Source organism: Sphingopyxis sp. OAS728 (genome assembly GCF_014873485.1).
Classification (GTDB): domain Bacteria; phylum Pseudomonadota; class Alphaproteobacteria; order Sphingomonadales; family Sphingomonadaceae; genus Sphingopyxis.
The window spans coordinates 1,063,829-1,086,452 of the sequence record NZ_JADBDT010000001.1 but is presented as its reverse complement, the minus strand read 5'-3'; the positions used below and the strand labels follow the sequence as shown (position 1 = coordinate 1,086,452).

Sequence of the window (22,624 nt, the reverse complement as noted above, 5' to 3'; positions counted from 1 at the left end):
TTGTCCAGCGCCGGTCCGGGGGATAGCTTCGTGCCGATGACGTTCCTGATCGACTTGCTCTGCTTCCTCGTCGTGCCGGTGCTTTGCTGGCGGTTGGTGCGCGGGGCGGTGCCGATGGCGGTGCTGCCGATCCTGACCGGGCTCGCGGTGGCGATTGCCGCGGATCGCTTCGGGTTCGACAAGGCGGTTCTCGGTCCGTCCGAATGGGGCGAGACGATCGGGTGGCTGGGCGTGCTGGCGCTGGCGTTCAGCGCCGGGCTGGAGACGCGGGTGACCGCCGATCATGCACCAACGCTCGATGGGCGGGTGGTCGGTACGGCGCTGATCGCGTTGGCTTTACCGTTTCTCGTCGGTTTGCTCGTTTCGCTTTCGGGTACGATCGACGCGGTGCTGGTGCGGCCGGCGGGGGTTTCGCCGTGGCTGTCGGCGGGCGCGATCGGGCTTTGCCTTGCGGTCAGCGCGCTGCCGGTGCTCGTCGGGATCGTGCGCGAACTGCCGCTGGCGGACCGGCCGCTGGGTAATTTGTCGCTGCGCATCGCTGCGCTCGACGATGCGATCCTGTGGATCGGGCTGGCGGTTTTGCTGTTCCTTCACGGGGCCGAGGGCGGCGCGGTCTTTTCGGGCGGGCTGGCGCAGGTCGGCGCGGTCGGCGTGTTCGCGGTGATGATTATGCTGCGCGGGCGTCTGGTTCGTCCTTTGCCCGATCATGCCGCGATCACCGTCGCGCTCGGGATTGCCTATCTGGCGGCGGGCGCGTGGGCGACGAATGTTCTGGGGCTTCACGAACTGCTCGGCGCCTATTTCGCTGGGGTGCTGACCCCGAAGCCGCTCGCCGAACGGCTGCGGCCCGAAGGGCTGGGCAAGATTGCGCTGTTCGGGTTGTCGCCTTTGTTCTTTGCGCATCGGGGGCTGAGCATCGACGGTGCGGTGGTCACGGCGGGGGCGCTCGGCGTTGCGCTGTTGCTGTTGGTGCTCGCGGGCCTGTCGAAGCTGGCAGCGGTGCATCTGATGCCTCCTGCGCGCGATATGCCCGCGTCCGAGCGCACGCGGCTGGGGCTGCTGCTCCAGTGCAAGGGGCTGATGGAGATCGTCGCGGCGACGATATTGGTGCAGGCGGGGCTGATTACGCCGACGGTCTTTGCCGTGCTTGTCACACTGGCGCTGGTGTCGACGACGCTGACGGTGCCGCTGTTCCGCCTGGCGTCGCGGGCGAGGGCGCTGCGCGCCGCGGCCTAATTCTCGCTGCCCGGTGCCGGAAGTCTTGCGAGCTGTGCGACGAGTTGTGCCTGCGTCGTGGCGCCCGTCTTGCGGAAAATACCTTTGAGCAGGAAGCGGACGGCGTTGACGCTGACCGCGCGCAGCGCCGCATAGTCCTGTAGCGTGTCGCCCGCGGCGAGCGCGACGGCGAGGCGGGCTTCGGCGGGGGTCAGCCCGAACCATTGCGCGACGCGATCGATTTCGACGACCGGGGTTTCGCCCGGCGCGCTGCCGAGGGTGACGATCAGCGAGGCGCCGAGGCGGACGCCGCCGAGCTGCTGCGCCGACTGGCGCGTGACGCGCGCGACGAGCACCGGGCATTCCTTGCCCGAGGGGCCGAGCGCCTGGAAGGCGACCCCGGAGGGCGCCTCGCTCCTGACCAGATCGAGCAATTGCTTCTGGCTGGGCGGGTGGGTGAAGGCGAAGCGATCGTGCGCGGTGCGGATGAAACCCGCCTTTTCGTAGCGCGCGGCGCGGCTGTTCGCGGCGAGGATATTGAGCTGGTCGTCGAGGCTGAAGATCGCAAAGGGCGCGGCGTCGGTCGCGGCACGCGCGGCACCCGCGGCCAAGTCGAGCGTCGCGATGCGGTCGCTGATCCGCATCGCCCGCTGCATATGCGGGGCGAGGACGCGGAGGCCGCGTTTCAGGCGCTCGACATCGCGGTCGCCGGGGCCGGGCAACATCAGCCCGAGCCGCTCGCTGCCGCGCTTGTCGAGGAGGACGGCGATCATGCGGTCTATGCCCCACGGCGCGAGGAAATTGCGGAAAAATTCGGTCTCGAGAAATTCCTCGCGCGTCATGATGTCGTAGCTATCGACGACGCTGCCATTGCCGTAGCGCATCAGCTTGCGCGACCAGGGATGGTGTCCCGCATAGACGGCGGTGTAGATTTCCTGCACCCCGGCAGCGAGGCCGGTCGCGGCGACGAAGCGTCCGCTCGGCGGGCTGTTCGATTCCCAGAGGATGAAGGCGGCTTCCCAGCTCAGAGGACAGAGCGTGCCGGTGATGCGGGCGAGGGTTTCGTTCCAGCTTTCGGGATGGAGCACCGAATCGTAGATTTCGCCGATCAGCGCATTGAGCACTTCCCATTCGGCCGGCGCATTATGGTCGGACGGAAAGGTCGGTCCCTGATCGCTCTGCATGCACTTCCCCCCAGAAGACCCGCAGCACCCTCATTTGATAGGAGCCAGGGCGCGAAGGCAAGCGCAATGCGATAAAATGAAAATTTTCTGTCTCCTACCCAGGTGGGTAGCGAAAGAATCAACCGAATCGGTCATTCAGGCGGTGCGACCCGAGGAAGGTGGAACCAAGGCCATCTTGCTCTCTTGAAGTCCGTCGGCTTTGCCGGCGGGCTTCATTTGTTTGGGCGCGCGCGCCGCGGCGATCAGAAGCGGAAAAAATAGGGCATGCTTTCGAGCGTCTCGACGACCTTGCACTTGGCGCCCGCGCTCTTGCAGCTGTCCATCACCGAGCGCTTCGCGCCGCCGGGTGTGCCTGCGAAGCCGGCATAATATTGCCCCTCCTTGTCGCGTGCGATCGCGAAATGGCCGTTGCCGCCCCATAGCCCGACGACACAGCCCTGGCCCCCGGCCTCGCGGCATGCCGTCATTGCATATTGCTCGGCCTGTTCGCGGCTGTCGCCGCGCAGTGCACCATAGCTATAGCCGGGCTGGCCCGATGCCGAGCGCCAGAAGGCGATCGCGGCGAAGCTGTTGACCATATAGCCGCCGACATAATCCTGTTTTTCCTGCGCAAACGGGATGATTTGTCCCGGCGGGGCGGGGGGCCGTGCGTCACCATACATTTGTTGCAGCACCTGCGGCGGCGGCGCGTTGCAGGGGAGGCCCTGTGCACAAGGGATGCCCTGAACGGGTGTCATTTGTGCCGCGGCGGCGGGGGCGAGCAGGGCGGCGGTGAGAACGGCAAGACGGCGCATCGGGTCAACCTCGCTGATTATCGATCCCCCGCGGGAGGGGTATCGAATTAAATCAGCGAGATAAAGCCCGGATCAGCGGATGCGCTGGCCGCCCTTCCACATCATTGTCGCGCGCCCCTGTACGGGCATGCCGTCGAAGGGGGTGTTGCCCGCCCATGCGGCCATCTTCTTCGCGTCGACCTGCCAGGGCGCGCCTTCGTTGATGAGGATGAGGTCGGCTTCCTTGCCCACCGCGAGTTTGCCGGCGTCGACGCCGAGCAGGCAGGCGGGTGTGCCGGCGAGCAGCTCGAAGAGGCGGCCCGGCGAGATATGCCCGTCGCGGACGAGACCCAGCCCAAGCGCGAGCAAAGTTTCGGCGCCTGCCATGCCGGGGAGCGCCTCGGCGAAGGGGAGGCGCTTGTCCTCGGGGCCGCGCGGGTCGTGGCCCGAGGCGAGGATGTCGATCGTGCCGTCGGCGATCGCGGCGAGGCACGCGTGGCGATCGTCCTCCGAGCGGAGCGGCGGCGACAGGCGCGCGAAGGTGCGGAAATCGCCGATCGCGGTGTCGGAGAGCAAAAGATGTGCGGGGGTGATGCCGCAGAGGACGGGCAGGCCCTTTGCCTTGGCGGCGCGGATCAGGTCGAGCCCGCGCGCGGTGGTGACCTGCCGGAAATGGACGGGCGCGCCGGTTTCCTCGACGAGCGCGAGGTCGCGCGCGATTGCGATCGCCTCGGCGATGGCGGGGGCGGAGGCGAGGCCGAGGCGCGTTGCCATTTCGCCGTCGGTCGCGACCGCGCCGGCGGTGAGGCCTTCGTCCTCGGCGTGGATGATCGTGACGAGGTCGAGCGAGGCGGCGTAGGCGAGCACGCGGCGCATCACGCCGCTGTCGGCGATGCGGCTGCGGCCGGTGGCGATGGCGCGCGCGCCCGCCTGTTTCATCAGGCCGATTTCGGCGAGTTCGCTGCCTGCGAGACCTTTCGTGGCGGCGGCGAGCGGGTGGACCCAGAGGTCCGGTTTGCCGCCTTTCGCGGCGCGTTCGACAAGCCCGGCGCCGTCGAGCGGGCCGTTGTCGGGCATCAGCGCGGCGCGCGTGATGCCGCCGAAATGGAAGGCGGGCTTGTCGGTCGCGAAGACGCCGAGGTCGATGATACCGGGGGCGAGCCATTGGCCCTTGGCGTCGACTGTCTCGGTGCCGTCGGGGGTTTCGGTCGGGTCGAGCGCGGCGATGCGGCCTTTCGCGACGAGCAGGCTGCCCGGACGCGGCGTGTCGCCGTCGATGAGCTGCGCATTGACGATGTGGAGCGGTTTCAGTTCCATCCGACGACTCCCCGCTTGCGGCGCGTCAGGATGTCGAGGCAGGCCATGCGCACGGCGACCCCCATTTCGACCTGTTCGGTGATCGTCGAGCGGACCGGATCGTCGGCGACATTGCTGTCGATCTCGACCCCGCGGTTCATCGGGCCGGGGTGCATGACGATGGCATCGGGCTTCGCTTTTTCGAGGCGTTTGGGCGTGAGGCCGTAGAGTGCATGATATTCGCGCGCGCTGGGCAGATAAGCGCCGTCCATGCGCTCGTTCTGGAGGCGGAGCATCATCACGACGTCGGCGTCCTTGATGCCTTCGTCCATGTCGGTGAAGCAGCGCACGTGCATCCGCTCCATCGCGGGCGGGGTGAGCGTCGGCGGCGCGACGACGCGCACCTCGTTGCCGAGCAGGGTGAGCGCGAGGATGTTCGAGCGTGCGACGCGGCTGTGGAGGACGTCTCCACATATGGCAATGGTGAGCCCCTCGACGCGGCCGAGGCGGCGGCGGATGGTGAGCGCGTCGAGCAGCGCCTGCGTCGGATGTTCGTGGCGGCCGTCGCCCGCGTTGAGCACGGGGCAGTCGACCTTGTCGGCGATGAGCTGGACCGCGCCCGAGCTGCCGTGACGGATCACCATCGCGTCGGCGCGCATCGCGTTCAGCGTCATCGCGGTGTCGATCAGCGTCTCGCCCTTCTTCACGCTCGACTGTGCGGCGTGCATGTTGACGACGTCGGCGCCGAGGCGTTTTCCGGCGATTTCGAACGACAGCAAAGTGCGCGTCGAATTTTCGAAAAAGGCGTTGATGATCGTCAGGCCCGCGAGCCGGTCGTCATGCTTGGCCGCGCCCGAACGGTTCAGGTCGACCCACTCCTCGGCGGCGTCGAGGACGTAGGAAATCTCCCACGGGGTGAGCTGGGCGATGCCGATCAGGTGGCGATGGCGAAAGGCATCGCCGCCGGGCGGATAGTCGCTGGCGGGTCGGAGTGTGGAGCTTGTCATTAAAGCCGAGCGTCTACGCAGGCGGGGCGATTCTGGCAAGCGCGGAGGTAGCGAACGGGAGCAATAATCCCGACGACCAGAGCGCAAGCATGATGAGTTCGAATATCAGGATCGCGATCATCTGCGTTGCGAAGGGCTGTTTGCGCGTCTTGTGCCGGACAAGGCGCGAGGCGGCGAAGGTGCCGATGGCGCCGCCGAGGAGGGCCCAGCCGAGCAGGGTGGTTTCGGAAATGCGCCGCGCGCCGCCTTGGGCGAATTTCTTGTCGAGGATCATCAGCGCGAACCCGATTAGGTTCGCCGCGACCAGCCAATAGACGATAAATTCGTTCAACCGCGCGGCGCTATTGGCGGATCAGCGCGTCGATCGCGCCCTGCAGGATGAAGGCGGCGGCGGCGCTGTCGACGCGTTCGGCGCGCTTGGCACGGCTGACGTCGGCGGCGATCATCGCGCGTTCGACCGCGGCGGTCGACCAGCGTTCGTCCCAGAGGAGGAGGGGCAGGGCAAGTGGGGCGAGGTTGCGCGCGAAGGCGCGGGTGCTCTGGGTGCGCGGGCTGTCGGTGCCGTCCATGTTGAGCGGCAGGCCGACGACGAGGCCGACGATATTATGCTGCGCGATGAGCGCTTTCAGCGTTTCGAGATCGACCGAGAATTTCTTGCGGATGATCGTCTTGTCGGGGGTCGCGAAGCTCCAGTTCGTGTCGCAGAAGGCGACGCCGATGGTCTTGGTGCCGACGTCGAGGCCCGCGAGACGGCCGCCGTTCGGGAAGTGGGCGGCGAATTCGGGGGCGGCGGTGGTGATCATCGTCAGGATTTCGGCGCGGCGGTTGCAGGGGCGGGCGGAGGAGGCGTCGGCGCCGCGGCGGGCGGCACCGGCGACGGCTTGCCTTCATAGGTCGCGAGGCGGCGGAGCGCGTCGGCGCGGACGTTCGCCCAGAAGAGGGTGATGTCGTAGACGTGATAATTGTTGCCCGGCAGCACATAGCCCGCGACGACGTAATTTTTCGCAATCTCGGCGTCGCCGATCATCAGGAAGCCGCGCGTGTCGTCGCATTTGGCGCCGATCTTGCCCGCGATCAGCGATCCCGACTTGAAGCCTTCGGTCGGTTTCAGCGTGCCGATATTGGCTGCGGGCGGCGCCTCGGTGTCGGGGATGCCGGTGAGCGGGTTGGTGCAGAGCATCCGCGTTCCCGCGCGCGGGCGGCCGTCGAAGCCGATCGTGCCGTCATAGGCATCGGTGACCATGATCGGGTCGGCGGGGTCAGCGAAACTGGCCCAGCCGAGGATGCAGCCCTTTTGATCAGGCGTCTGGCACGCGGGCAGGCCGAGGCCGGCGATGTCGGTGTCGAGGCTGATCGGCCAGCCGATGACATAGGCCGCGACGATGCGTTTTGCGAGCGGCGTGCCCGCGATCCGCGTCTTGAGCAAGGTGGTGAGGTGGAGCGCGCCCTGGCTGTGGCCGGCGAGGATGATCGGTTTATTCTTCGGCTGCGCGGCGAGGAAGGCGTCGAAGGCTTCCTCAACGTCGCGATAGGCCGAATCGATCGCCTTGCCCGCGGTGACGCGATCCTCGGCGAGGAAAGCGCCGAGCGTCGCCTGGCGATAGCGCGGCGCCCAGATTTCGCCCGCGTCGGCAAAGGCGCTCGCCATGCCTTGTACGAAGAGGTTCGCGCGGTGGTCGGAATCGCGGTCCTCGAGCGGCGCGTTCCAGCTCGAGCGGCTGTAATAGCTCGTCGGGTGGACGAAGAAGACCGCGGCGTCACCCTTGGGGAAGGGGGCCGCATCGGTCGTCTGCGCGGCTTTGGCGGGCGGTATGAGCTGGCCGCCCGTCTTGGTATCTCCGGTGCCGGGGGTCTCGCTGCCGTCGGCGGCGGGGCGCCAGGCCGACGGGTCTTTTTCCATGCCCGGGCGCGCGAACCACATTTTGGGGTCGTCATAGGCGTTGGGCGCGACCGCGGCCTGCGGCTTGAATTCGGTGCTGGGGACGAAGGCGGTGCGCGCGATCCAGCCCGGGAAGAGCTGGTACACGACCCCGGCGGCGAGGATCAGCAGGATGATGGCAGCGATGACGTAGAGAAATTTGCGGGCCAAAAGGCGCTCCATGCGGTCGGGGGAGAGTGCGGCGCAGCTTTGGCTTGCCGTGCGCCGCGAAACAAGCCCAGATATGGGCATGACCGATGCTGCCGCAACCGTGTCCGCCCCCGATTCGGCTCCGCCCGTCTCGGCCCGCCTCGACGCCAGCGATCTGCCCTGGCCGCAGCGACCGTGGATCATGGCGGCGATCTGCGCACTCGCGGGGCTCGCCTTTCACCTGACGATCGACTGGCGCTACGACCCCGACCATGACCCGGGGCGCAACGCGCTGGCGGCGTTCATCACGGTGTCGACCCTGGTGTTCGTGCTCGGGGTGGAATTGCGCCGCTGGCTATGGGCGCTCGGCTTCGCTTTGGCGTGGGGCGTGGTGATCGCCCTGATTGTCTGGACCTCGGTCGGGTATAACGTCAACGCGTCGGTGTTCGAATGGCCTTTCTGGTCGGGACTGCTCGCGGTGCTGATCGCGACGCCGTTGTTCCAGACGCGGCGCGACGTCGCGCCCGACTGGCGTTTCTGGAAGCTGTGGCAGATGCCTTACGAGCGATTGCACAGCCATGCGTGGACCGACGCGGTGATCGGCGCGGCGGGGCTGGCCTTCACCGGGCTGACCTTCCTGCTCGTGCTGCTGATCGGGCAGATGTTCAAGCTGATCGGCATCAACCTGGTCGTGGAAGCGTTCGAGACCGGCTGGTTCCCGTGGATGCTCGCGGGCGCGGCGTTCGGCGGTGCGGTCGGGCTGCTTCGCGAGCGCGACAAGCTGGTCGCGACGCTCCAGAAGCTGGTGATGATCGTCCTTGCGGTGCTGGCGCCGGTGCTGGCGGTCGCGGTAGCGCTGTTCCTGCTGTCGCTCGCGGGCACCGGACTGAAGCCGCTCTGGGAATCAGGCTTTTCGACCGCCGCGCTGATGATGGGTGCGGCCGCCTTTGCCGTACTGCTCGCCAATGCGGTGATCGGCAACGGGCGCGAGGAGCGGTCGGGCAACCGTTTCCTGCACGGCGCGGCGGCGGTGCTCGTCGTCGCGGTGCTGCCGCTGGCGATCATCGCTTTCTATTCGATGCATTTGCGCGTGATCCAATATGGCTGGACTCCCGAGCGCATCTGGGGCGCGATCGCGGCGATGATCGCGCTCGCCTATGGCTTTGCCGGGCTGTGGGCGGCGGTGAAGGGCAGGTGGGACTTCGACGACTGGCTGCGGCCCTTGCAGCAGAAGCTAGCGATCGGAATGATGCTGCTCGCGCTGTTCCTTGCGCTGCCGGTCATGGATTTCGGCGCGATCTCGACGCGCGATCAGCTCGCGCGGCTGCAGAACGGGACGGTAAAGGCCGACAAGTTCGACTGGGCGGCGATGGCGTTCGATTTCGGACCGAGCGGGCGCAAGGCGTTGGCGAAGATTGCCAGATCGCCCGACAAAGCGAAGGCAGAGCTTGCGAAATGGGCGCTCGAAACCAAGAATCGCTGGGATCTCAATATTCCCGGTGAGTCTGTCGATGCCGCCGATGTCTCTTACGGGGCAAAGCCGATCCGCGACAAGGTGCGCGTGCTTCCCGCCGGACAGGCGTTGGACGCCGATGCCTATAAGGCAATCGAGGATCGCGGGCAGTGCCGCACGGCGCCATGTGCCGCCTATATATTAGGAACGGACCGCATGGTTGTGATCGGGCGCGGCAATAATGTCGTGCTGTTCGCGCGCGATGCAAAGACGAAGAGCTGGCAGGAGAATTATCAGGGTTTCTCCGGCGGCGCGGTGGCCGAGGGGCCGACGAACGACGAGGTCGAAAAGGGAGTGATCGAGGTGCGGCCGGTCGCGCGGCGGCAGGTGTTCGTGAACGGCAAGCCGCTGGGCGAGGATTTCGAGTGAGAATCGCGCGCCTGCCTTGAAGCGGGCTGGGGAGGATGCTAGCGGCGCAGCTTCTCCCGTAAAGGCACAGAGAATGGCAATCGATCAGGCAACAGTAAGGAAAATCGCGTCGCTGGCGCGCATCGCGATCAGCGATGCCGAAGCCGCCGCGATGGAAGGCGAATTGAACGGCATCTTGGGCTGGGTCGAGCAACTCGGCGAAGTCGATGTGACCGGGGTCGAACCGATGACCGCGGTGATCCCTAACACGCTCCGGCTGCGCGACGATGTCGTCGACGCCGACCCGCTGACCGGCGGCAACCGCCGCGACGATATTCTCGCCAACGCGCCGGCGCCGCAGCACGGCTTTTTTGGCGTTCCCAAGGTAATCGAATAATGACCGAACTGACCAACCTGACCGTCGCCGAGATCCGCGACGGGCACCGCGCGGGCGATTTTTCGGCCGTCGAGGTCGCCGAGGCGTTCAACGCCAACGTCGCGGGCGCCAAGGCGCTCAATGCGTTTATCGTCGAAACGCCCGAGCATGCGATTGCGGCGGCGAAAGTGGCCGACGCCGACCGTTCGGCGGGAACGCTGAAGCCGCTGTCGGGCGTGCCGATCGGGATGAAGGACCTGTTCGCGACGAACGGCGTCCAGACGACCGCCGCGAGCCATATGCTCGAAGGTTTCGTGCCGCGATATGAATCCACCGTTTCGCAGAAATTGTGGGACGCGGGTTGCGGCATGCTCGGCAAGCTCAACCTTGATCAGTTCGCGATGGGGTCGTCGAACGAGACGAGCTATTTCGGCAATGTGATCTCGCCCTGGAAGCGCAAGGATGGCGGCAATGCCGCGCTCGCGCCGGGCGGGTCGTCGGGCGGCTCTTCGTCGGCGATCGCGGCGCGACTCTGCCCCGCGGCGACGGGGACCGATACCGGCGGCTCGATCCGCCAGCCTGCGGCCTTCGTGGGGATTTCGGGGATCAAGCCGACCTATGGCCGCTGCTCACGCTGGGGCATCGTGGCGTTCGCAAGCTCGCTCGATCAGGCGGGACCGATGGCGCGCGACGTCAAGGATTGCGCGATCATGCTCGAAAATATGGCGGGCTTCGATCCCAAGGACGCGACGAGCCTGAACATGGCCGTACCCAATTGGGAAGCGGCTTTGTCGAGCGATCTCAAGGGCAAGAAGGTCGGTATTCCCAAGGAATATCGATTGGAGGGCATCGATCCCGACATCGACGCGATGTGGGACGCGGGCATCGCGATGCTGAAGGATGCGGGGGCCGAGGTCGTCGAGATCAGCCTGCCGCACACCAAATATGCGCTTCCGGCATACTATATCATCGCGCCCGCCGAGGCGTCGTCGAACCTCGCGCGCTATGACGGTGTGCGTTATGGCCTGCGCGACCTGCCCGAAAAGGCGGGGTTGCAGGACATGTATGCCGCGACGCGCGCCGACGGCTTCGGGCCCGAGGTCAAGCGCCGCATCATGATCGGCACCTATGTGCTGTCGGCGGGCTTCTACGACGCCTATTACACGCAGGCGCAGAAGGTGCGGACGCTGATCGCGCGCGATTTCGAACAAGCGTTCGGGGTGTGCGACGTCATCCTCGCGCCGACCGCGCCGTCGGCGGCGTTCGGGCTGGGCGAGAAGATGGCCGATCCGCTGGCGATGTACCTCAACGACGTGTTCGCGGTGCCCGCGAGCCTCGCGGGGTTGCCCGCGATGTCGGTCCCCGCGGCGCTGAACCGCGAAGGGCTGCCGCTGGGCTTGCAGATCATCGGCAAGGCGTTCGACGAGCAAGGCGTGCTGAACGCCGGTCTGGCAATTGAAGAGCGGGCGGGCTTCAACGCGCGCGCCGAGAAGTGGTGGTAAGATGAGCGATTATCGCATCAAGGGCGAAACCGGCGAGTGGGAGGTCGTGATCGGCCTCGAGGTCCATGCGCAGGTCACCTCCAACGCCAAGTTGTTCTCGGGCGCCGCGACGGCGTTCGGGGCCGAGCCGAACACGCAGGTGTCGCTGGTCGACGCCGCGATGCCGGGGATGCTGCCGGTACCGAACCGCGAGTGCATCCGCCAGGCGGTGCGCACGGGCATGGCGATCGAGGCCGAGATCAACAAATGGTCGCGGTTCGACCGCAAGAATTATTTCTATGCCGACTTGCCGCAGGGCTACCAGATTTCGCAGCTTTATCATCCGCTTGTCGGCGAAGGTTCGCTGATGATCGAGGAAGATGAGAAGGCCGGGATTGCCGAACCCAAGCGCATCGGGATCGAGCGTATCCATGTCGAACAGGACGCCGGCAAGCTGATGCACGACCAGCATCCGACGATGTCCTACGTCGACCTTAACCGTTCGGGCGTCGCGCTGATGGAGATCGTCTCGCGCCCCGACATGCGCTCGCCCGCCGAAGCCGGCGCCTATGTGCGCAAGCTGCGTTCGATCTTGCGCTATGTCGGCTCGTGCGACGGCAATATGGAAGAGGGCTCGATGCGCGCCGACGTCAACGTGTCGGTCCGCAAGCCCGGTGACGAATTCGGCACGCGCACCGAGACGAAGAATGTCAATTCGGTGCGCTTCGTGATGGCGGTGATCGAGGGTGAGGCGAAGCGCCAGGTCGAGCTGATCGAAAGCGGCGGCACGGTGGTGCAGGAAACGCGGCTTTACGACCCCGACCGCAACGAGACGCGCTCGATGCGGTCGAAGGAAGATGCGCATGATTACCGCTACTTCCCCGATCCCGACCTGTTGCCGCTCGAGCTCGACGATGCGTTTCTCGCCGAGTGTCGCGAGTCCTTGCCCGAACTGCCGGACGCCAAGCGGGCTCGTTATCTCGCAGCAGGGATTTCGGCCTATAACGCCGACGTGCTGACGGCCGAGGTCGAGAGCGCGCTGTGGTTCGATACGCTGCTGGAAACCGGCGCGAAGCCGGCCGCGGCGGCGAACTGGGTTTCGAGCGAGCTGTTCGGGGCGCTCAACCGCCTCGGCAAGAGCTTCGAGGATTGCCCGGTCACGCCGGCGCAGGCAGGCGAACTGCTCGGCCTCGTCGCCGACGGCACGATTTCGGGGACGATCGCCAAACAGGTGTTCGAAAAGATGCTCGAAAGCGGCGATGCCGCGGGCGTGATCGTCGAGCGCGACGGGCTGAAGCAGACGAGCGACACCGGCGCGATCGAAGCCGAAATCGCCAAGATCCTGACCGCCAATGCCGACAAGGTCGAGCAGTATAAGGGCGGCAAGGAAGCGCTGTTCGGCTTCTTCGTCGGGCAGACGATGAAGGCGATGCAGGGCAAGGCGAACCCGCAGGTCGTCAACGAGTTGCTGAAGAAGGCGCTGGGCTGAGGATGCGCGCGGTTTTTCGCGCGCTCCTGATCCTCTGGCTGCTGGTCGCCGGCGCGGGGCTCGCGCGGGCGGAAACGATCGTGTTCACCGACGTCAATGTCGTGCCGATGGACCGCGAGCGCGTGATCTCGCGGACGACGGTGATCGTCACCGATGGCAAGATCGCGAGCATCGGCATCAAGGCGAAGCTGCCCGCAGGCACGCCGGTGGTGGACGGCAAGGGTGCGTGGCTGGTGCCGGGGCTCGCCGATATGCACAATCATGTGACGAGCCGCGACGACCTGGCGCTGTTGCTTGCCAATGGCGTGACGACGATGCTCAACATGGGCGAGGCGACCAATGCCTTCGTCGGGCGCATCCGGCTGGGCGTCGCCAAGGGCGATATTGCGGGACCGCAGATTTTTGCCGCCTTCGTGGTCGATGGCGACCCGCAATATGGGCATTTCGTCGTACGGACGCCCGAGGAGGCGCGCGCGATCGTGCGGCTCGCGAAGGCCAACGGCTACAGCTTCATGAAGGTTTATACCAATCTTTCGGCCGAGGCGTTCGCGGCGCTCGCCGAAGAAGCGAAGGCGCAGGGGATCGGCGTCGTCGGGCATAATGTCGCGGCGGTCGGGCTCGCGAAGCAGCTGGCGGCGGGGCAGGCGATGGTCGCGCACGTCGAGGAATTCTTTTACGGCTTCTTCCCCGAACCGCCCGCGGACGACCAGCAGGCGCCGCCCGCCGACGCGCGGATTGCCGAGGCGGTCGCGCTGGTGAGGGCGAACGGGACGTTCGTGACGTCGGACCTCTTCACCTATCGCACGATCGCGGCGCAGTTCGGCAAGCCCGATGTCGTGAAAGCCTATCTCGCCGCGCCCGAGGCGCGCTATCTGGAGCCGGGCGACCGGATCGACTGGACGCGGTCGGGCTATCAGAAAAAGGCGGTCGACCTGTCGCGGCGCGTGGCGTTCGAGGCGCGCTTCGTGAAGGCGATGGCCGACGCGGGCGTGCCGCTGATCACCGGGGGCGATGCGCCGTCGATTCCGGGGCTGGTGCCCGGGTTCGCGCTGCACGGCGAGATCGACTCGATGCTGGCGGCGGGACTGACGCCGTGGCAGGCGCTGTCGGCGGCGACGTGCACGCCGGGCGAATTTATCGCGAAGACGGTTCCGGGGGCGGCGAAGTTCGGCATTATTGCGCCCGGCTATCGGGCAGACCTTTTGCTCGTGCCGGATAATCCGTTGGAGAAGCCGGCCACGCTGCGCGCGCCGCTGGGCGTGATGGCCGGCGAACGCTGGTACGACCGGGCGGCGCTGGATGCGATGCTGGGCAGCGTCGCCGCATCGCGTGTGATGCCCTAGCTGCCCGCGGGCAGCGTCCGGATATGGACGAGGCCGTTCGACCAGATCAGCACGGCGTCCGAACCGTCGGCCGCGCGTTCGACAAGCGGCGCATAGAGGCCCGCCGCGAACGCTTTTTCGCGATTTTTGGCGGTAAAGCGCGCGACGTCAGCCGGGCCGAGGGCAAGCGCATAGGGAATGAGCCGCTCGATCTCCGCAAAGGCGGTCGTCAGCGCCGTGCGGGCCAGCTTTCCGTCGTCGGCGCTCCACTGCGCGACATTGTCGCCATGCTCGTATGAGCGCTTGCCCAACTGGACGATGCTGGCGATGCGCTGGCGATAAAAGTCGCTGGCCGTGGTGGGCGGCTTGCCACCTTTCGCGGCCGGCTTGCGTGCCAGCGCGATGTCGGCGGTGACGCGGATTTGCGTGAAGTCGGGGGACAGGTCGTAGCGATAGGCGACGAGGGCGAGCCCGGGCGTTTCGGCGCCCGCGACGAACGCCGAGCGGACAGCGGGCGAGGCATCCTTGGTAACCGCGAACGGCAGCGGATTGAGCCAGCCGGGCTTCGCCAACGCCGCCTGCGTCGTGGTGAGCGCGAGGGCATCGACGTCGAAGGAGGCGAGTGCGGCGTGCAGCGGACGCACCGTGACCAGCGCTTTTTCGCGCAGATTGGCGGTCATGACCTGCTTTTTATTGTCCATTGCGCTGATGATCAGCGAGTCAAGGATTCCGCCCCCATAAGCGGCGGCAACGCGGCCGACATCGAAGCTGGTCTCGATCTCCTTTTGCGCGAGGAGAAGCTGGACGGCGCGCGGACCGGCGTCGGCGCGATCGCGTTCGGCGATGGTGCCGGGGGCATCCGCCGGCTTGGGCGCGGCATGAGCGGGGACCGCCGCGAGGAGCGCGGCGAGAAGCGCGGCGAGGGAGGGGCCGGTAATAAGTCGCAAGTTGAGCTCCGGAACGATCGGGAAAGAACCGGGGGCCGTGCGCGAACCCCCGGTCGATTATCGGCCTATTTCGCGGGCTTGATGCCCTTCGCATATTCGAGGAAGTTCTTTACGAACACCTCGCGCAGCTCGTTTTCGGCGGCTTCGGTTTCGTCGGTCGTCTTGGGCGGGAAATGTTCGAGCCCGTTACCGCCGCGCCCCTTGACCAGCGCCGCCTTGTCCTTGCCGGTGCGGAAGTCCTTGACGATGAAGCGGTTGTTGAGCGAGCGGCCGTAGATCGCCTTTTTCGTGTAGAAATTCTGCGTGATGACCAGTTCGACATAGCAGGGTGCCTTCGACGCGCTGAGCCGCGTCGCGGCCTTGGTCGTGATCTTGCGGTCGGCGATCGGCGTTTCATAGATGATCTGCGACGGCGGCAGCTTCAGCGCCTCGACGAGATTGATAGAATTTAGCGCGTCGATCTGCATCTGCGGGCCCAGCGCTTCTTTCAGATATTCGGCTTCGCTGATGTTGCGATTCTTGTTCGATGCGGCGTCGGCGATCGCGCCGACGACGCCGAAGCCCGACAGCCAGCCTGTCGTCATCGCCTGACCTTCGAGCGTGGGGAAGACGTGGAGTTCGCACGCCGGCTGCGGCGCGGCGGGTGCGGCGGGGACAGCCGCCACAGCGGCGTCGACCGCTTCGGCCGCGACGGTGGCTTCGGCCGCGGCGGTGGCCGTTTCAGCGGCAGCGGTGCTGTCCTGCGCGATGGCCGGCGCGATCGCGATGCACGATACGGCGATCGCGGCCAAAGCGGTCCTGGTAGTTGCGAACTTCATATTCATCCTCCTGTTTTGGATATTGTTTCCGGTTCTTCGGCCGGGGAATCGCGTGTCGCGGCCGGTTCGGCTGCGACGGAAATGGCGGGATCGGGCGCTTCGGCCACGACGAGGGCCGCAGTGGCCGGCGGGGTGGGCAAGGTTGCCGTCAGGCCGGGCGTGAAGACGATCGCTTCGCCGGTGCGTGCCTTGAGCTCGCGGCCTCTGGGGATGGCGCCGGGTTTTCCGTTGATGAAGCCGGCGAAGACACCGACCGCAAAAAAGGTTGCGGCGGTGGCGCCATTATTATTCGCGCCTTCTTCCCGATAGCGGCCGCTGAGCGCGACCTGCCGGTCGCCGAGTTGCAGGCGGCGCAGTGCAATGCCGATGATGCCGGGTTTTCCGAAGCCGCCCTTGTTGGTCGTGAAGGTCACCTCGCCATAACCCGTCGCACCCTTGGGGATGACGATCGTGTCTCGATCGACGACATCGTGCAGGACGACGACGGGAAAACGGTCGCCCAGCACGGCGGTCGTCGTCGACAGATCCTGGTCGAGCATGACGAAGACGGGCGTTCCGGAGGCGAGCGTCGCGGTCGGGCGGGATTCGGGTTCGGGAGACGGGGCGGGCGCGACGATGGCGGGCGCTGGCGGGATGCTCGCCGTTTCCGGCTGCGCCGCTCCGCCCGCAGTGCTCCACCAAGCGGCCGCCGACAAGCCGGCAGCCATTCCCCCCCAACGCATTGTGTGACCCCCGTCACACTAGCCAATAGGCTAGATAAAGCAGGTTGCTAGCTGCTGCTTACATCTTTGCAAGCGGTTTTTCGCGGGCTGCCGGACGGGGCCGGAAAACATGGCGCAGCGGGAGGCGAAATTGGGAGGCGGTGCCTGATCATACCTGCTGCGGCGGCATCTCGTCCGGCCCGCGGCCGGGCTGGTCGATGTCGCCGCCGCCGGGGCGGCCGGGGATTTCGGTCGGCTGGCCGGCGGGGTCTTCGACCGGCGTCGGCTGCACCGGCTGTTCGGGCGGCGCCTGCGGTTCGATCGTGTCGGGCTTCGGCTTGGGAAGCGGGTCGGGGCTGCTTGTCATGGTCACTCTCCTTGAGTTAACCAACGAACGGGCGCCGAGCATGTTCCGCTGGCGGAATAGGGGGCTTTGTGCCCTTGCCCTTGGCGGCGCGTCTGCTATAGCCCCGCGCGGCCCGCACGGGCGTGCGCGGCAGCGCGCGATTTCGTGCACCCGGCCGAAAGCACCTGCGGGCGTGGCGGAATTGGTAGACGCGCTGGTTTTAGGTACCAGTATCGCAAGATGTGGGGGTTCGAGTCCCTTCGCCCGCACCATTCTGCAATGCAGGCCGGGATCATGGGGAACTCCGCCGCTCCGGCGGGGTTCGATACGAGATTTTGAGCAAGGATAAGACCAAGGCAATGAAGACCGTCGAAACGCTGAACGAAGGCCTGAAGCGCGAATATCGCGTGACCATCACCGCCAAGGATATCGACGCGCGCGTCGACGACGAGGTGAAGAGCATCGCCCCGACCGTCCGCATGCCCGGCTTCCGCCCCGGCAAGGTTCCGCCGAACCTGATCCGCAAGATGCATGGCCCGGCGCTGTCGGCCGACGCGCTCAACAAGGCGATCGACGCCGGCGTGCGCGACCTGATGGCGAAGGAAAAGCTTCGCCCGGCGCTGCAGCCCGCCGTTTCGCTCGCCGATGGTTATGAAGCCGGCAAGGACGCCGAACTGACCGTCAGCCTCGAAGTGCTGCCCGAAATCGAAACGCCGTCGATCGACGGCCTGAAGCTCGAGCGCCTGACCGTTCCCGCCGACGACAAGGCCGTGATGGCCAAGATCGAAGAATTCGCCGCGCAGATGAAGCGCTTCGAAGAAGCGCCGAAGACCAAGAAGGCCGCGACCGGCGACCAGGTCATCATCGACTTCGCTGGCAGCGTTGACGGCGTCGCCTTCGACGGCGGCACGGGCGAAGACATGGCGGTCGAAATCGGTTCGGGTCAGCTGATCCCGGGCTTCGAGGACCAGCTGGTTGGCGTCAAGGTCGGTGACGAAAAGGTCTTGAAGGTGACCTTCCCGGACGAATATCCGGTCGAGAACCTCAAGGGTCAGCCCGCCGAATTCGCTGTAACGGTGAAGGAAGTGAAGGTTCCGGCAACGTCGAAGATCGACGACGAGTTCGCCAAGACGCTCGGCCTCGAAAGCCTCGACAAGCTGAAAGAGTTGATGAAGGATCAGGTCGAGCAGGAACTGAACGGCCTCACGCGCACCTATATGAAGCGCAAGCTGCTCGACCAGCTAGCCGCGAGCCACGATTTCGACGTGCCGCCGACGATGGTCGAGGCCGAGTTCAACCAGATCTGGCAGCAGCTCGAGCATGAAGTCAGCCACGAGGAAGATCCCGAAGCGGCGAAGGCCGAACTCGAGAACGACCGCGACGATTATCGTGCGATCGCGGTGCGCCGCGTCCGCCTCGGCCTGCTCCTGTCGGAAATCGGCCAGGCGCATGGCGTGCAGGTGTCGCAGCAGGAAATGTCGCGCCTGATCGCACAGGCCGCGCAGCAGTATCGCCCCGAAGACCGCACGCGCTTCATCGAATATGTGCAGCAGGACGCGCTCGCCGCGGCCCAGCTGCGCGCGCCGCTCTATGAAGACAAGGTCGTCGACTTCCTGTTCGAAAAGGCCGAGATCAGCGATCGCGAAACCACCCGCGAGGAACTGGAAGCCGCGATCGAAGCCGATGACGACGGCCACGTCCATGGCCCGGGTTGCGGCCACGACCATGACCACGACCACAAGCCCGCCAAAAAGGCTGCCGCAAAGAAGCCGGCCGCCAAGAAGGACGCGGTGAAGGAAGAGGCCAAGGCCGAGGAAGCGCCCGCCAAGAAGGCCCCGGCGAAGAAGGCCGAAGCCAAGGCTGAGGAAAAGCCCGCTGCTGCGAAGAAGGCTGCTCCGGCGAAGGCGGCCGAAGACAAGCCCGCTGCGAAGGCTCCGGCCAAGAAGGCCGCTGCCAAGAAATAAGCCTGACTTCAGGTTACACAAAAGGCCGGGTGGAGCGATCCACCCGGCCTTTTTGTTGGGGTTTGCTAACGTACTTGAAGCTGGAGCGGGGGTGCTTGAGGTTGCTCGCCCCAATGTACGGGGCCACGCACCGCGCCGTTTCGGCGTAGTTCGGCGAGCGCATCGAGATCGAGATCGGCATAAGTCCAGCCGGGTTTGTCCATCTCGCCAAGCGCGATCACGCCATCGGCCGGCATGCCGAGGTCGGGCGGGGCGAAGATGCCCGCGGCGCCGACATTGATGTCGACCACCGCCGACCAGGGCGCGGCGCCGACCGTCGGCGACTGGACGGTGAAGCATTGGGCTTCGAGCGCGCGCGCCATCGCCCCGATGCGCACGCGCCAATAGCCCGCGAGGCTGTCGGTGCAGCTCGGGATCAGCAAGATGTCGGCGCCGGCGGCGGCGAGCGCCTGCGCGGCGGCGGGAAATTCGCTGTCGTAACAGATGATCACGCCGACCTTCGCAAAGCCGAGGTCGAAGAGCGTGACCTGCGGCGCGCCGGGGGCAATCGTCCAGTGGGTGCGCTCCCACATCGTCAGGATCAGCTTGTCCTGATGGCCCATGCCGCCCTCGGGGCCGAAGATGCGCGCGCGGTTGACGATGCTGCCGCGTTCGTCGCGTTCGACCATCGACCCTGCGAGGATGTGGACCTTGTGGCGCTGGGCGAGCTCGGCGTGGAGGTTCGCCACGTCGCTCGCCATGGCGGCGAGCGGCTCGACCTGTGCCGCTGCGTCGAGCGCGACCTCGGGATCGAGCAGGGCGGCGAGCTCCATATTGCCATATTCGGGGAAGACGAGCAGCTGCGCGCCATTGCCCGCCGCTTCGGCAACCCATGCTTCGAGTTTGGCGGAATAGCTGGCCCAGTCGGGGTGCCGGTCGATCGGCCAGGCGGCGCTGGCGACGCGGATCATAAAGCGCGAGTCCAATATTGGAGGCTATGGCTGCTCTCGGCCGTTTCGCCGACGCATTTCCAGTCGAAACGCGCAGTGACCCCCGCGAGCGGCGCATAGCCGCGCCCACGCCAGAAGGCGTCGAGCGGGCGGTAATCGTCGGGGCGGGCGGGGTGGTCGTCGGCGCGGATCACGCTGCAGAAGGCGGCGTGCGATGCGCCGAGCGCGCGCGCCTGCGCCTCGCGATGGTCGAAGAAGGCATGGCCGATGCCCTGACCGCGATGGCTGGCGAGCAGGACCGATTCGCCGAAATAGAAGGTGCGCGCGATGTCGAAGCCGGCGGCGGCGAGGGGCTGTTGCCATGCCGCGTCCTGCGTCGCGAGCGGGGCGGCGGTCGCGGCGCCGACAATCTCTTCGCCGTCGCGTGCGACGACGATCACCGCGCCACCGGACGCAGCGAAATCGGCGAGATAGCCGGACTCATAGGCGGCGTCGCCGTCGTAGAGATAGGGAAAGTCGCGGAATACGGTGGTGCGCAGCCGGGCGAGGGTGGGGATGACCTCCGCCAGCCCGGCGCCCGTCACCGGCGCGACGCTGACCGTCATGCGCCGACCTGCTTCAGCCAGTCCTGCAGGTTGTAATAGGTGGTGACGCGGTCGATCAGCCCGGCGTCGTTTACCGAGAGGAAGGCGCCGCCGGGGAGGCGATAGGTCTGACCGCTCGCTGCGGGCAGGCCCTCGTCGGTGGCGAGATAGGTGCCGTTGACGATAAATTCGGCGGCAGCGCGGTTGCCCTCTGCGAAGATCACCATGTCGGTGAGCTGCTCGCGGTAACAGTGCGTCATATGCACGTTGAACTCGGCGAACAGCGCCTTGCCGTGCCGCGGCTCGCCTTGGTTGACGTCATGACGCATATCGTCAGCGACGAGCGCGAGCATCGCGTCGGTGTCGCCGGCGTTGAAGGCGGCATAATAAGCGGTGACGATGTCGCGGGTGGTGGTCATGCGAATCTCCGAAAAGGTTTCGCTGCGCATTATCAGATCACATCCATATTGTAGCAGTGCCAGCTGAAGATCGCGGCGGACCCGCGATGCGGGCGCCAGGCCTCGGCCAGTTCGCGCGCCTGTTTTTCGCTCGGCCGCGTGCCGAGCTGGAGGATGCGGCCGACGGCTTCCTGCACCGCGAGGTCGCCGGCGGGCCAGATGTCGGGGCGCCCCTCGGCAAAGAGGAGGTAGATTTCGGCCGACCAGCGGCCGATGCCCTTGACCTTGGTGAGCAGCGCGATCGCGTCCTCGTCGTCGGCGGGGAGGGCGTCGAATTTGAGTTCGCCGTCGAGGATCAGCTGCGCGAGGCTTTTGGCATAGCCCTGTTTCTGGCCCGAAAGCCCGCACGCGCGCAGCGTGTCGAAGTCGGCGGCGGCGACGGTTTCCGCCGGGCAGCCCTCGCCGAATTGCGCTTCGAGCTTGTTCCAGATCGAGTTGGCGGCGGCGACGCTGACCTGCTGGCCGACGATGGTTCGCAGCAGCGTGGTGTAGCCCGGCGCACGGATGCGCGGTTCGGGATAGCCCGCATTGCCGAGCGCGCGCGCGAAGTTTGAATCCTGCGCCGCGAGGGCATCGATTCCCGCGTTCAGCTGCTGCTGGCTGAGACCCATCGCGATATTCTCCTTTTGTTCCCAAAGTTGCCTTTAGCAACGCTTGATTTGGGGCGCAACGCGCGACATAGCGCCTGCAACAAGAAAGAGATGAGGACTAGCATGGCCAAGCTGATTGTCGTGACGCGCGATGGAACCGAGCATGAGATCGAGGGCGACACCAGCCTGACGGTCATGGAAAATATCCGCGACGCCGGGTTCGACGAACTGCTCGCGCTGTGCGGCGGTTGCTGCTCGTGCGCGACCTGCCATGTCCATGTCGAGGCGGGCGATACGGCCGCGATGCCCGCGATGAGCGAGGACGAGAACGACCTGCTCGATTCGACCACCGACCGCGACGACGCCTCGCGCCTGTCGTGCCAGATCCCGTTCAGCGACGCGCTCGACGGCCTCCGCGTGCGGATCGCCGCCGAGGACTGAGCCTTATTGCCCCGCCGTCGCGACCGCGTAGAGCGCGATCGCCGCGGCGTTCGAGATGTTGAGGCTCTCCATGCGCGGCGAGATGGGGAGTTTCGCCAGCACGTCGCAATGTTCCATGACATTGTGGCGCATGCCGTCGCCCTCGGACCCGAGAACCAGCGCGACCTTGCTGCCGTCGAGCGTCGAACCGAGCGTGGTCTCGGTGTCGCCCATCAGGCCGATGCGCCAATATTGCGCCTCGGCGATTTCTTCCAGCGCGCGCGACAGGTTGACCACGCGAACCCACGGCACGATTTCGAGCGCGCCCGATGCCGAGCGCGCGATCACGCCGCTTTCGGGCGGGCTGTGGCGGTCCTGCGTGATGATGGCGGCGGCGTCGAAGGCCGCGGCCGAGCGCAGCACCGCGCCGATATTGTGCGGGTCGGTGACCTGGTCGAGGATGACGAGCGGGCGCTTGCTGCCTGAATCGCTTTCTTCCTGCAGCAGATCGCCGAGATAGACGCCTTCGAGCGGGTCGACCTCGATCACGAGCCCCTGATGCGGCGCGTCGCGCGCGACGAGTCGCGCGAGGTCGGTGACGTCGGCGTAGCTGATCGGAATCACCGGCGGCAGGTCGAGTTGGCCGAGCGCTTCGCGGGTGCCCCAGATGCGCTTGACGGTGCGTTCGGGGTTGGCAAGCGCGGCCAATACGGCGTGGCGGCCCCAGAAACGAATGGGCTGACCACGAGTGCTTTGGCCCTGCGGGCGGCGGTGACGGGAAAATTGTCTCATAGC

The 22,624-nt window shown here is 66.3% G+C and carries 24 protein-coding genes and 1 tRNA gene; 9 read left to right on the top strand and 16 right to left on the bottom strand.

The window, feature by feature from the left end; genetic code table 11:
- Positions 1-36: 36 nt before the first annotated feature.
- Positions 37-1,236, top strand: a complete 1,200-nt coding sequence (locus GGC65_RS05115) for a cation:proton antiporter (protein ID WP_192646174.1) — start codon at positions 37-39, stop codon at positions 1,234-1,236.
- Here GGC65_RS05115 and GGC65_RS05110 read toward each other — a convergent pair.
- The 7 genes from GGC65_RS05110 to GGC65_RS05080 form a co-directional block, all read right to left on the bottom strand.
- A complete protein-coding gene (locus tag GGC65_RS05110) occupies positions 1,233-2,399 on the bottom strand; it encodes a helix-turn-helix transcriptional regulator (RefSeq protein ID WP_192646173.1) in 1,167 nt (388 codons plus the stop codon). The two genes, GGC65_RS05115 and GGC65_RS05110, sit on opposite strands and share 4 nt — an antisense overlap.
- A 242-nt stretch (positions 2,400-2,641) precedes the next feature.
- Entirely contained in the window at positions 2,642-3,193 is a 552-nt protein-coding gene (locus tag GGC65_RS05105) for a DUF4189 domain-containing protein (RefSeq protein WP_192646172.1), read from the bottom strand.
- A gap of 72 nt (positions 3,194-3,265) precedes the next feature.
- Positions 3,266-4,489, bottom strand: coding sequence for a dihydroorotase (locus GGC65_RS05100; RefSeq protein ID WP_192646171.1), 1,224 nt, complete (start codon positions 4,487-4,489; stop codon positions 3,266-3,268).
- Positions 4,480-5,475 (bottom strand): aspartate carbamoyltransferase catalytic subunit, encoded by a 996-nt coding sequence (locus tag GGC65_RS05095; RefSeq protein ID WP_192646170.1) that lies wholly within the window; start codon positions 5,473-5,475, stop codon positions 4,480-4,482. The genes GGC65_RS05100 and GGC65_RS05095 overlap by 10 nt, the downstream gene beginning before the upstream one ends.
- 13 nt (positions 5,476-5,488) lie before the next feature.
- Positions 5,489-5,806 carry a DUF1294 domain-containing protein gene (locus GGC65_RS05090; RefSeq protein WP_225940680.1) on the bottom strand — a complete coding sequence of 106 codons (318 nt, stop codon included), beginning with the start codon at positions 5,804-5,806 and terminating at the stop codon, positions 5,489-5,491.
- Positions 5,807-5,816: 10 nt separating this feature from the next.
- Entirely contained in the window at positions 5,817-6,278 is a 462-nt protein-coding gene (gene ruvX / locus GGC65_RS05085; protein WP_192646169.1) for a Holliday junction resolvase RuvX, read from the bottom strand.
- 2 nt (positions 6,279-6,280) lie between these two features.
- The gene (locus GGC65_RS05080; RefSeq protein WP_192646168.1) at positions 6,281-7,564 is read right to left on the bottom strand and encodes a DUF3089 domain-containing protein; all 1,284 of its coding nucleotides are present in this window, start codon (positions 7,562-7,564) and stop codon (positions 6,281-6,283) included.
- A 79-nt stretch (positions 7,565-7,643) separates the two neighbouring features.
- On the opposite strand from GGC65_RS05080, the gene GGC65_RS05075 reads away from it, so the two are divergent.
- The 5 genes from GGC65_RS05075 to GGC65_RS05055 all read left to right on the top strand — a co-directional run bounded on the left by GGC65_RS05075 (position 7,644) and on the right by GGC65_RS05055 (position 14,093).
- Entirely contained in the window at positions 7,644-9,425 is a 1,782-nt protein-coding gene (locus GGC65_RS05075) for a DUF4153 domain-containing protein (RefSeq protein WP_192646167.1), read from the top strand.
- A 73-nt stretch (positions 9,426-9,498) separates the two neighbouring features.
- Positions 9,499-9,801, top strand: a complete 303-nt coding sequence (gatC, locus tag GGC65_RS05070; RefSeq protein ID WP_166939344.1) for an Asp-tRNA(Asn)/Glu-tRNA(Gln) amidotransferase subunit GatC — start codon at positions 9,499-9,501, stop codon at positions 9,799-9,801.
- Positions 9,801-11,282 (top strand): Asp-tRNA(Asn)/Glu-tRNA(Gln) amidotransferase subunit GatA, encoded by a 1,482-nt coding sequence (gene gatA / locus GGC65_RS05065; RefSeq protein WP_192646166.1) that lies wholly within the window; start codon positions 9,801-9,803, stop codon positions 11,280-11,282. Before gatC ends, gatA begins: the two co-directional genes overlap by 1 nt.
- Position 11,283: 1 nt before the next feature.
- Positions 11,284-12,750 (top strand): Asp-tRNA(Asn)/Glu-tRNA(Gln) amidotransferase subunit GatB, encoded by a 1,467-nt coding sequence (gene gatB, locus GGC65_RS05060; protein WP_192646165.1) that lies wholly within the window; start codon positions 11,284-11,286, stop codon positions 12,748-12,750.
- Positions 12,751-12,752: 2 nt separating this feature from the next.
- Positions 12,753-14,093: an amidohydrolase family protein gene (locus GGC65_RS05055; protein WP_192646164.1), complete on the top strand. Its 1,341-nt coding sequence runs from the start codon at positions 12,753-12,755 to the stop codon at positions 14,091-14,093.
- On the opposite strand, the gene GGC65_RS05050 is transcribed toward GGC65_RS05055, so the two are convergent.
- The 4 genes from GGC65_RS05050 to GGC65_RS05035 all read right to left on the bottom strand — a co-directional run bounded on the left by GGC65_RS05050 (position 14,090) and on the right by GGC65_RS05035 (position 16,905).
- Entirely contained in the window at positions 14,090-15,019 is a 930-nt protein-coding gene (locus tag GGC65_RS05050) for a hypothetical protein (protein ID WP_192646163.1), read from the bottom strand. The genes GGC65_RS05055 and GGC65_RS05050 overlap by 4 nt on opposite strands.
- Before the next feature lie 65 nt (positions 15,020-15,084).
- Positions 15,085-15,837: a hypothetical protein gene (locus tag GGC65_RS05045; RefSeq protein WP_192646162.1), complete on the bottom strand. Its 753-nt coding sequence runs from the start codon at positions 15,835-15,837 to the stop codon at positions 15,085-15,087.
- A 2-nt stretch (positions 15,838-15,839) separates the two neighbouring features.
- Positions 15,840-16,544 carry a hypothetical protein gene (locus GGC65_RS05040; protein ID WP_192646161.1) on the bottom strand — a complete coding sequence of 235 codons (705 nt, stop codon included), beginning with the start codon at positions 16,542-16,544 and terminating at the stop codon, positions 15,840-15,842.
- A gap of 163 nt (positions 16,545-16,707) precedes the next feature.
- Entirely contained in the window at positions 16,708-16,905 is a 198-nt protein-coding gene (locus tag GGC65_RS05035) for a hypothetical protein (RefSeq protein ID WP_192646160.1), read from the bottom strand.
- Between the two features lie 166 nt (positions 16,906-17,071).
- Here GGC65_RS05035 and GGC65_RS05030 point away from each other — a divergent pair.
- Together GGC65_RS05030 and tig are read left to right on the top strand one after the other, a co-directional pair.
- Positions 17,072-17,156: transfer RNA gene (locus GGC65_RS05030), tRNA-Leu, on the top strand.
- Between the two features lie 87 nt (positions 17,157-17,243).
- On the top strand, positions 17,244-18,848 hold the full coding sequence (tig, locus tag GGC65_RS05025; RefSeq protein WP_192646159.1) for a trigger factor: 1,605 nt from the start codon (positions 17,244-17,246) through the stop codon (positions 18,846-18,848).
- A gap of 65 nt (positions 18,849-18,913) precedes the next feature.
- Here the strand turns inward: tig and GGC65_RS05020 are convergent, their stop codons facing one another.
- Genes GGC65_RS05020 through GGC65_RS05005 form a run of 4 tightly spaced genes read right to left on the bottom strand, consistent with a single transcriptional unit; the run spans position 18,914 to position 21,430 of the window.
- Positions 18,914-19,798: a carbon-nitrogen hydrolase family protein gene (locus GGC65_RS05020; RefSeq protein WP_225940679.1), complete on the bottom strand. Its 885-nt coding sequence runs from the start codon at positions 19,796-19,798 to the stop codon at positions 18,914-18,916.
- Complete coding sequence (locus GGC65_RS05015; protein ID WP_192646158.1) at positions 19,795-20,382, bottom strand: GNAT family N-acetyltransferase; 588 nt, start codon at positions 20,380-20,382, stop codon at positions 19,795-19,797. Before GGC65_RS05015 ends, GGC65_RS05020 begins: the two co-directional genes overlap by 4 nt.
- On the bottom strand, positions 20,379-20,780 hold the full coding sequence (locus GGC65_RS05010) for a ketosteroid isomerase-related protein (RefSeq protein WP_192646157.1): 402 nt from the start codon (positions 20,778-20,780) through the stop codon (positions 20,379-20,381). The genes GGC65_RS05015 and GGC65_RS05010 overlap by 4 nt, the downstream gene beginning before the upstream one ends.
- Before the next feature lie 32 nt (positions 20,781-20,812).
- Positions 20,813-21,430 carry a DNA-3-methyladenine glycosylase family protein gene (locus GGC65_RS05005; RefSeq protein ID WP_192646156.1) on the bottom strand — a complete coding sequence of 206 codons (618 nt, stop codon included), beginning with the start codon at positions 21,428-21,430 and terminating at the stop codon, positions 20,813-20,815.
- A gap of 102 nt (positions 21,431-21,532) precedes the next feature.
- Between GGC65_RS05005 and GGC65_RS05000 the strand changes: the two genes are divergently transcribed.
- Positions 21,533-21,850 (top strand): 2Fe-2S iron-sulfur cluster-binding protein, encoded by a 318-nt coding sequence (locus GGC65_RS05000; RefSeq protein WP_192646155.1) that lies wholly within the window; start codon positions 21,533-21,535, stop codon positions 21,848-21,850.
- A 3-nt stretch (positions 21,851-21,853) separates the two neighbouring features.
- Here GGC65_RS05000 and rlmB read toward each other — a convergent pair whose 3' ends face one another.
- Complete coding sequence (gene rlmB / locus GGC65_RS04995) at positions 21,854-22,621, bottom strand: 23S rRNA (guanosine(2251)-2'-O)-methyltransferase RlmB (RefSeq protein ID WP_192646154.1); 768 nt, start codon at positions 22,619-22,621, stop codon at positions 21,854-21,856.
- Between the last annotated feature and the right edge of the window lie 3 nt (positions 22,622-22,624).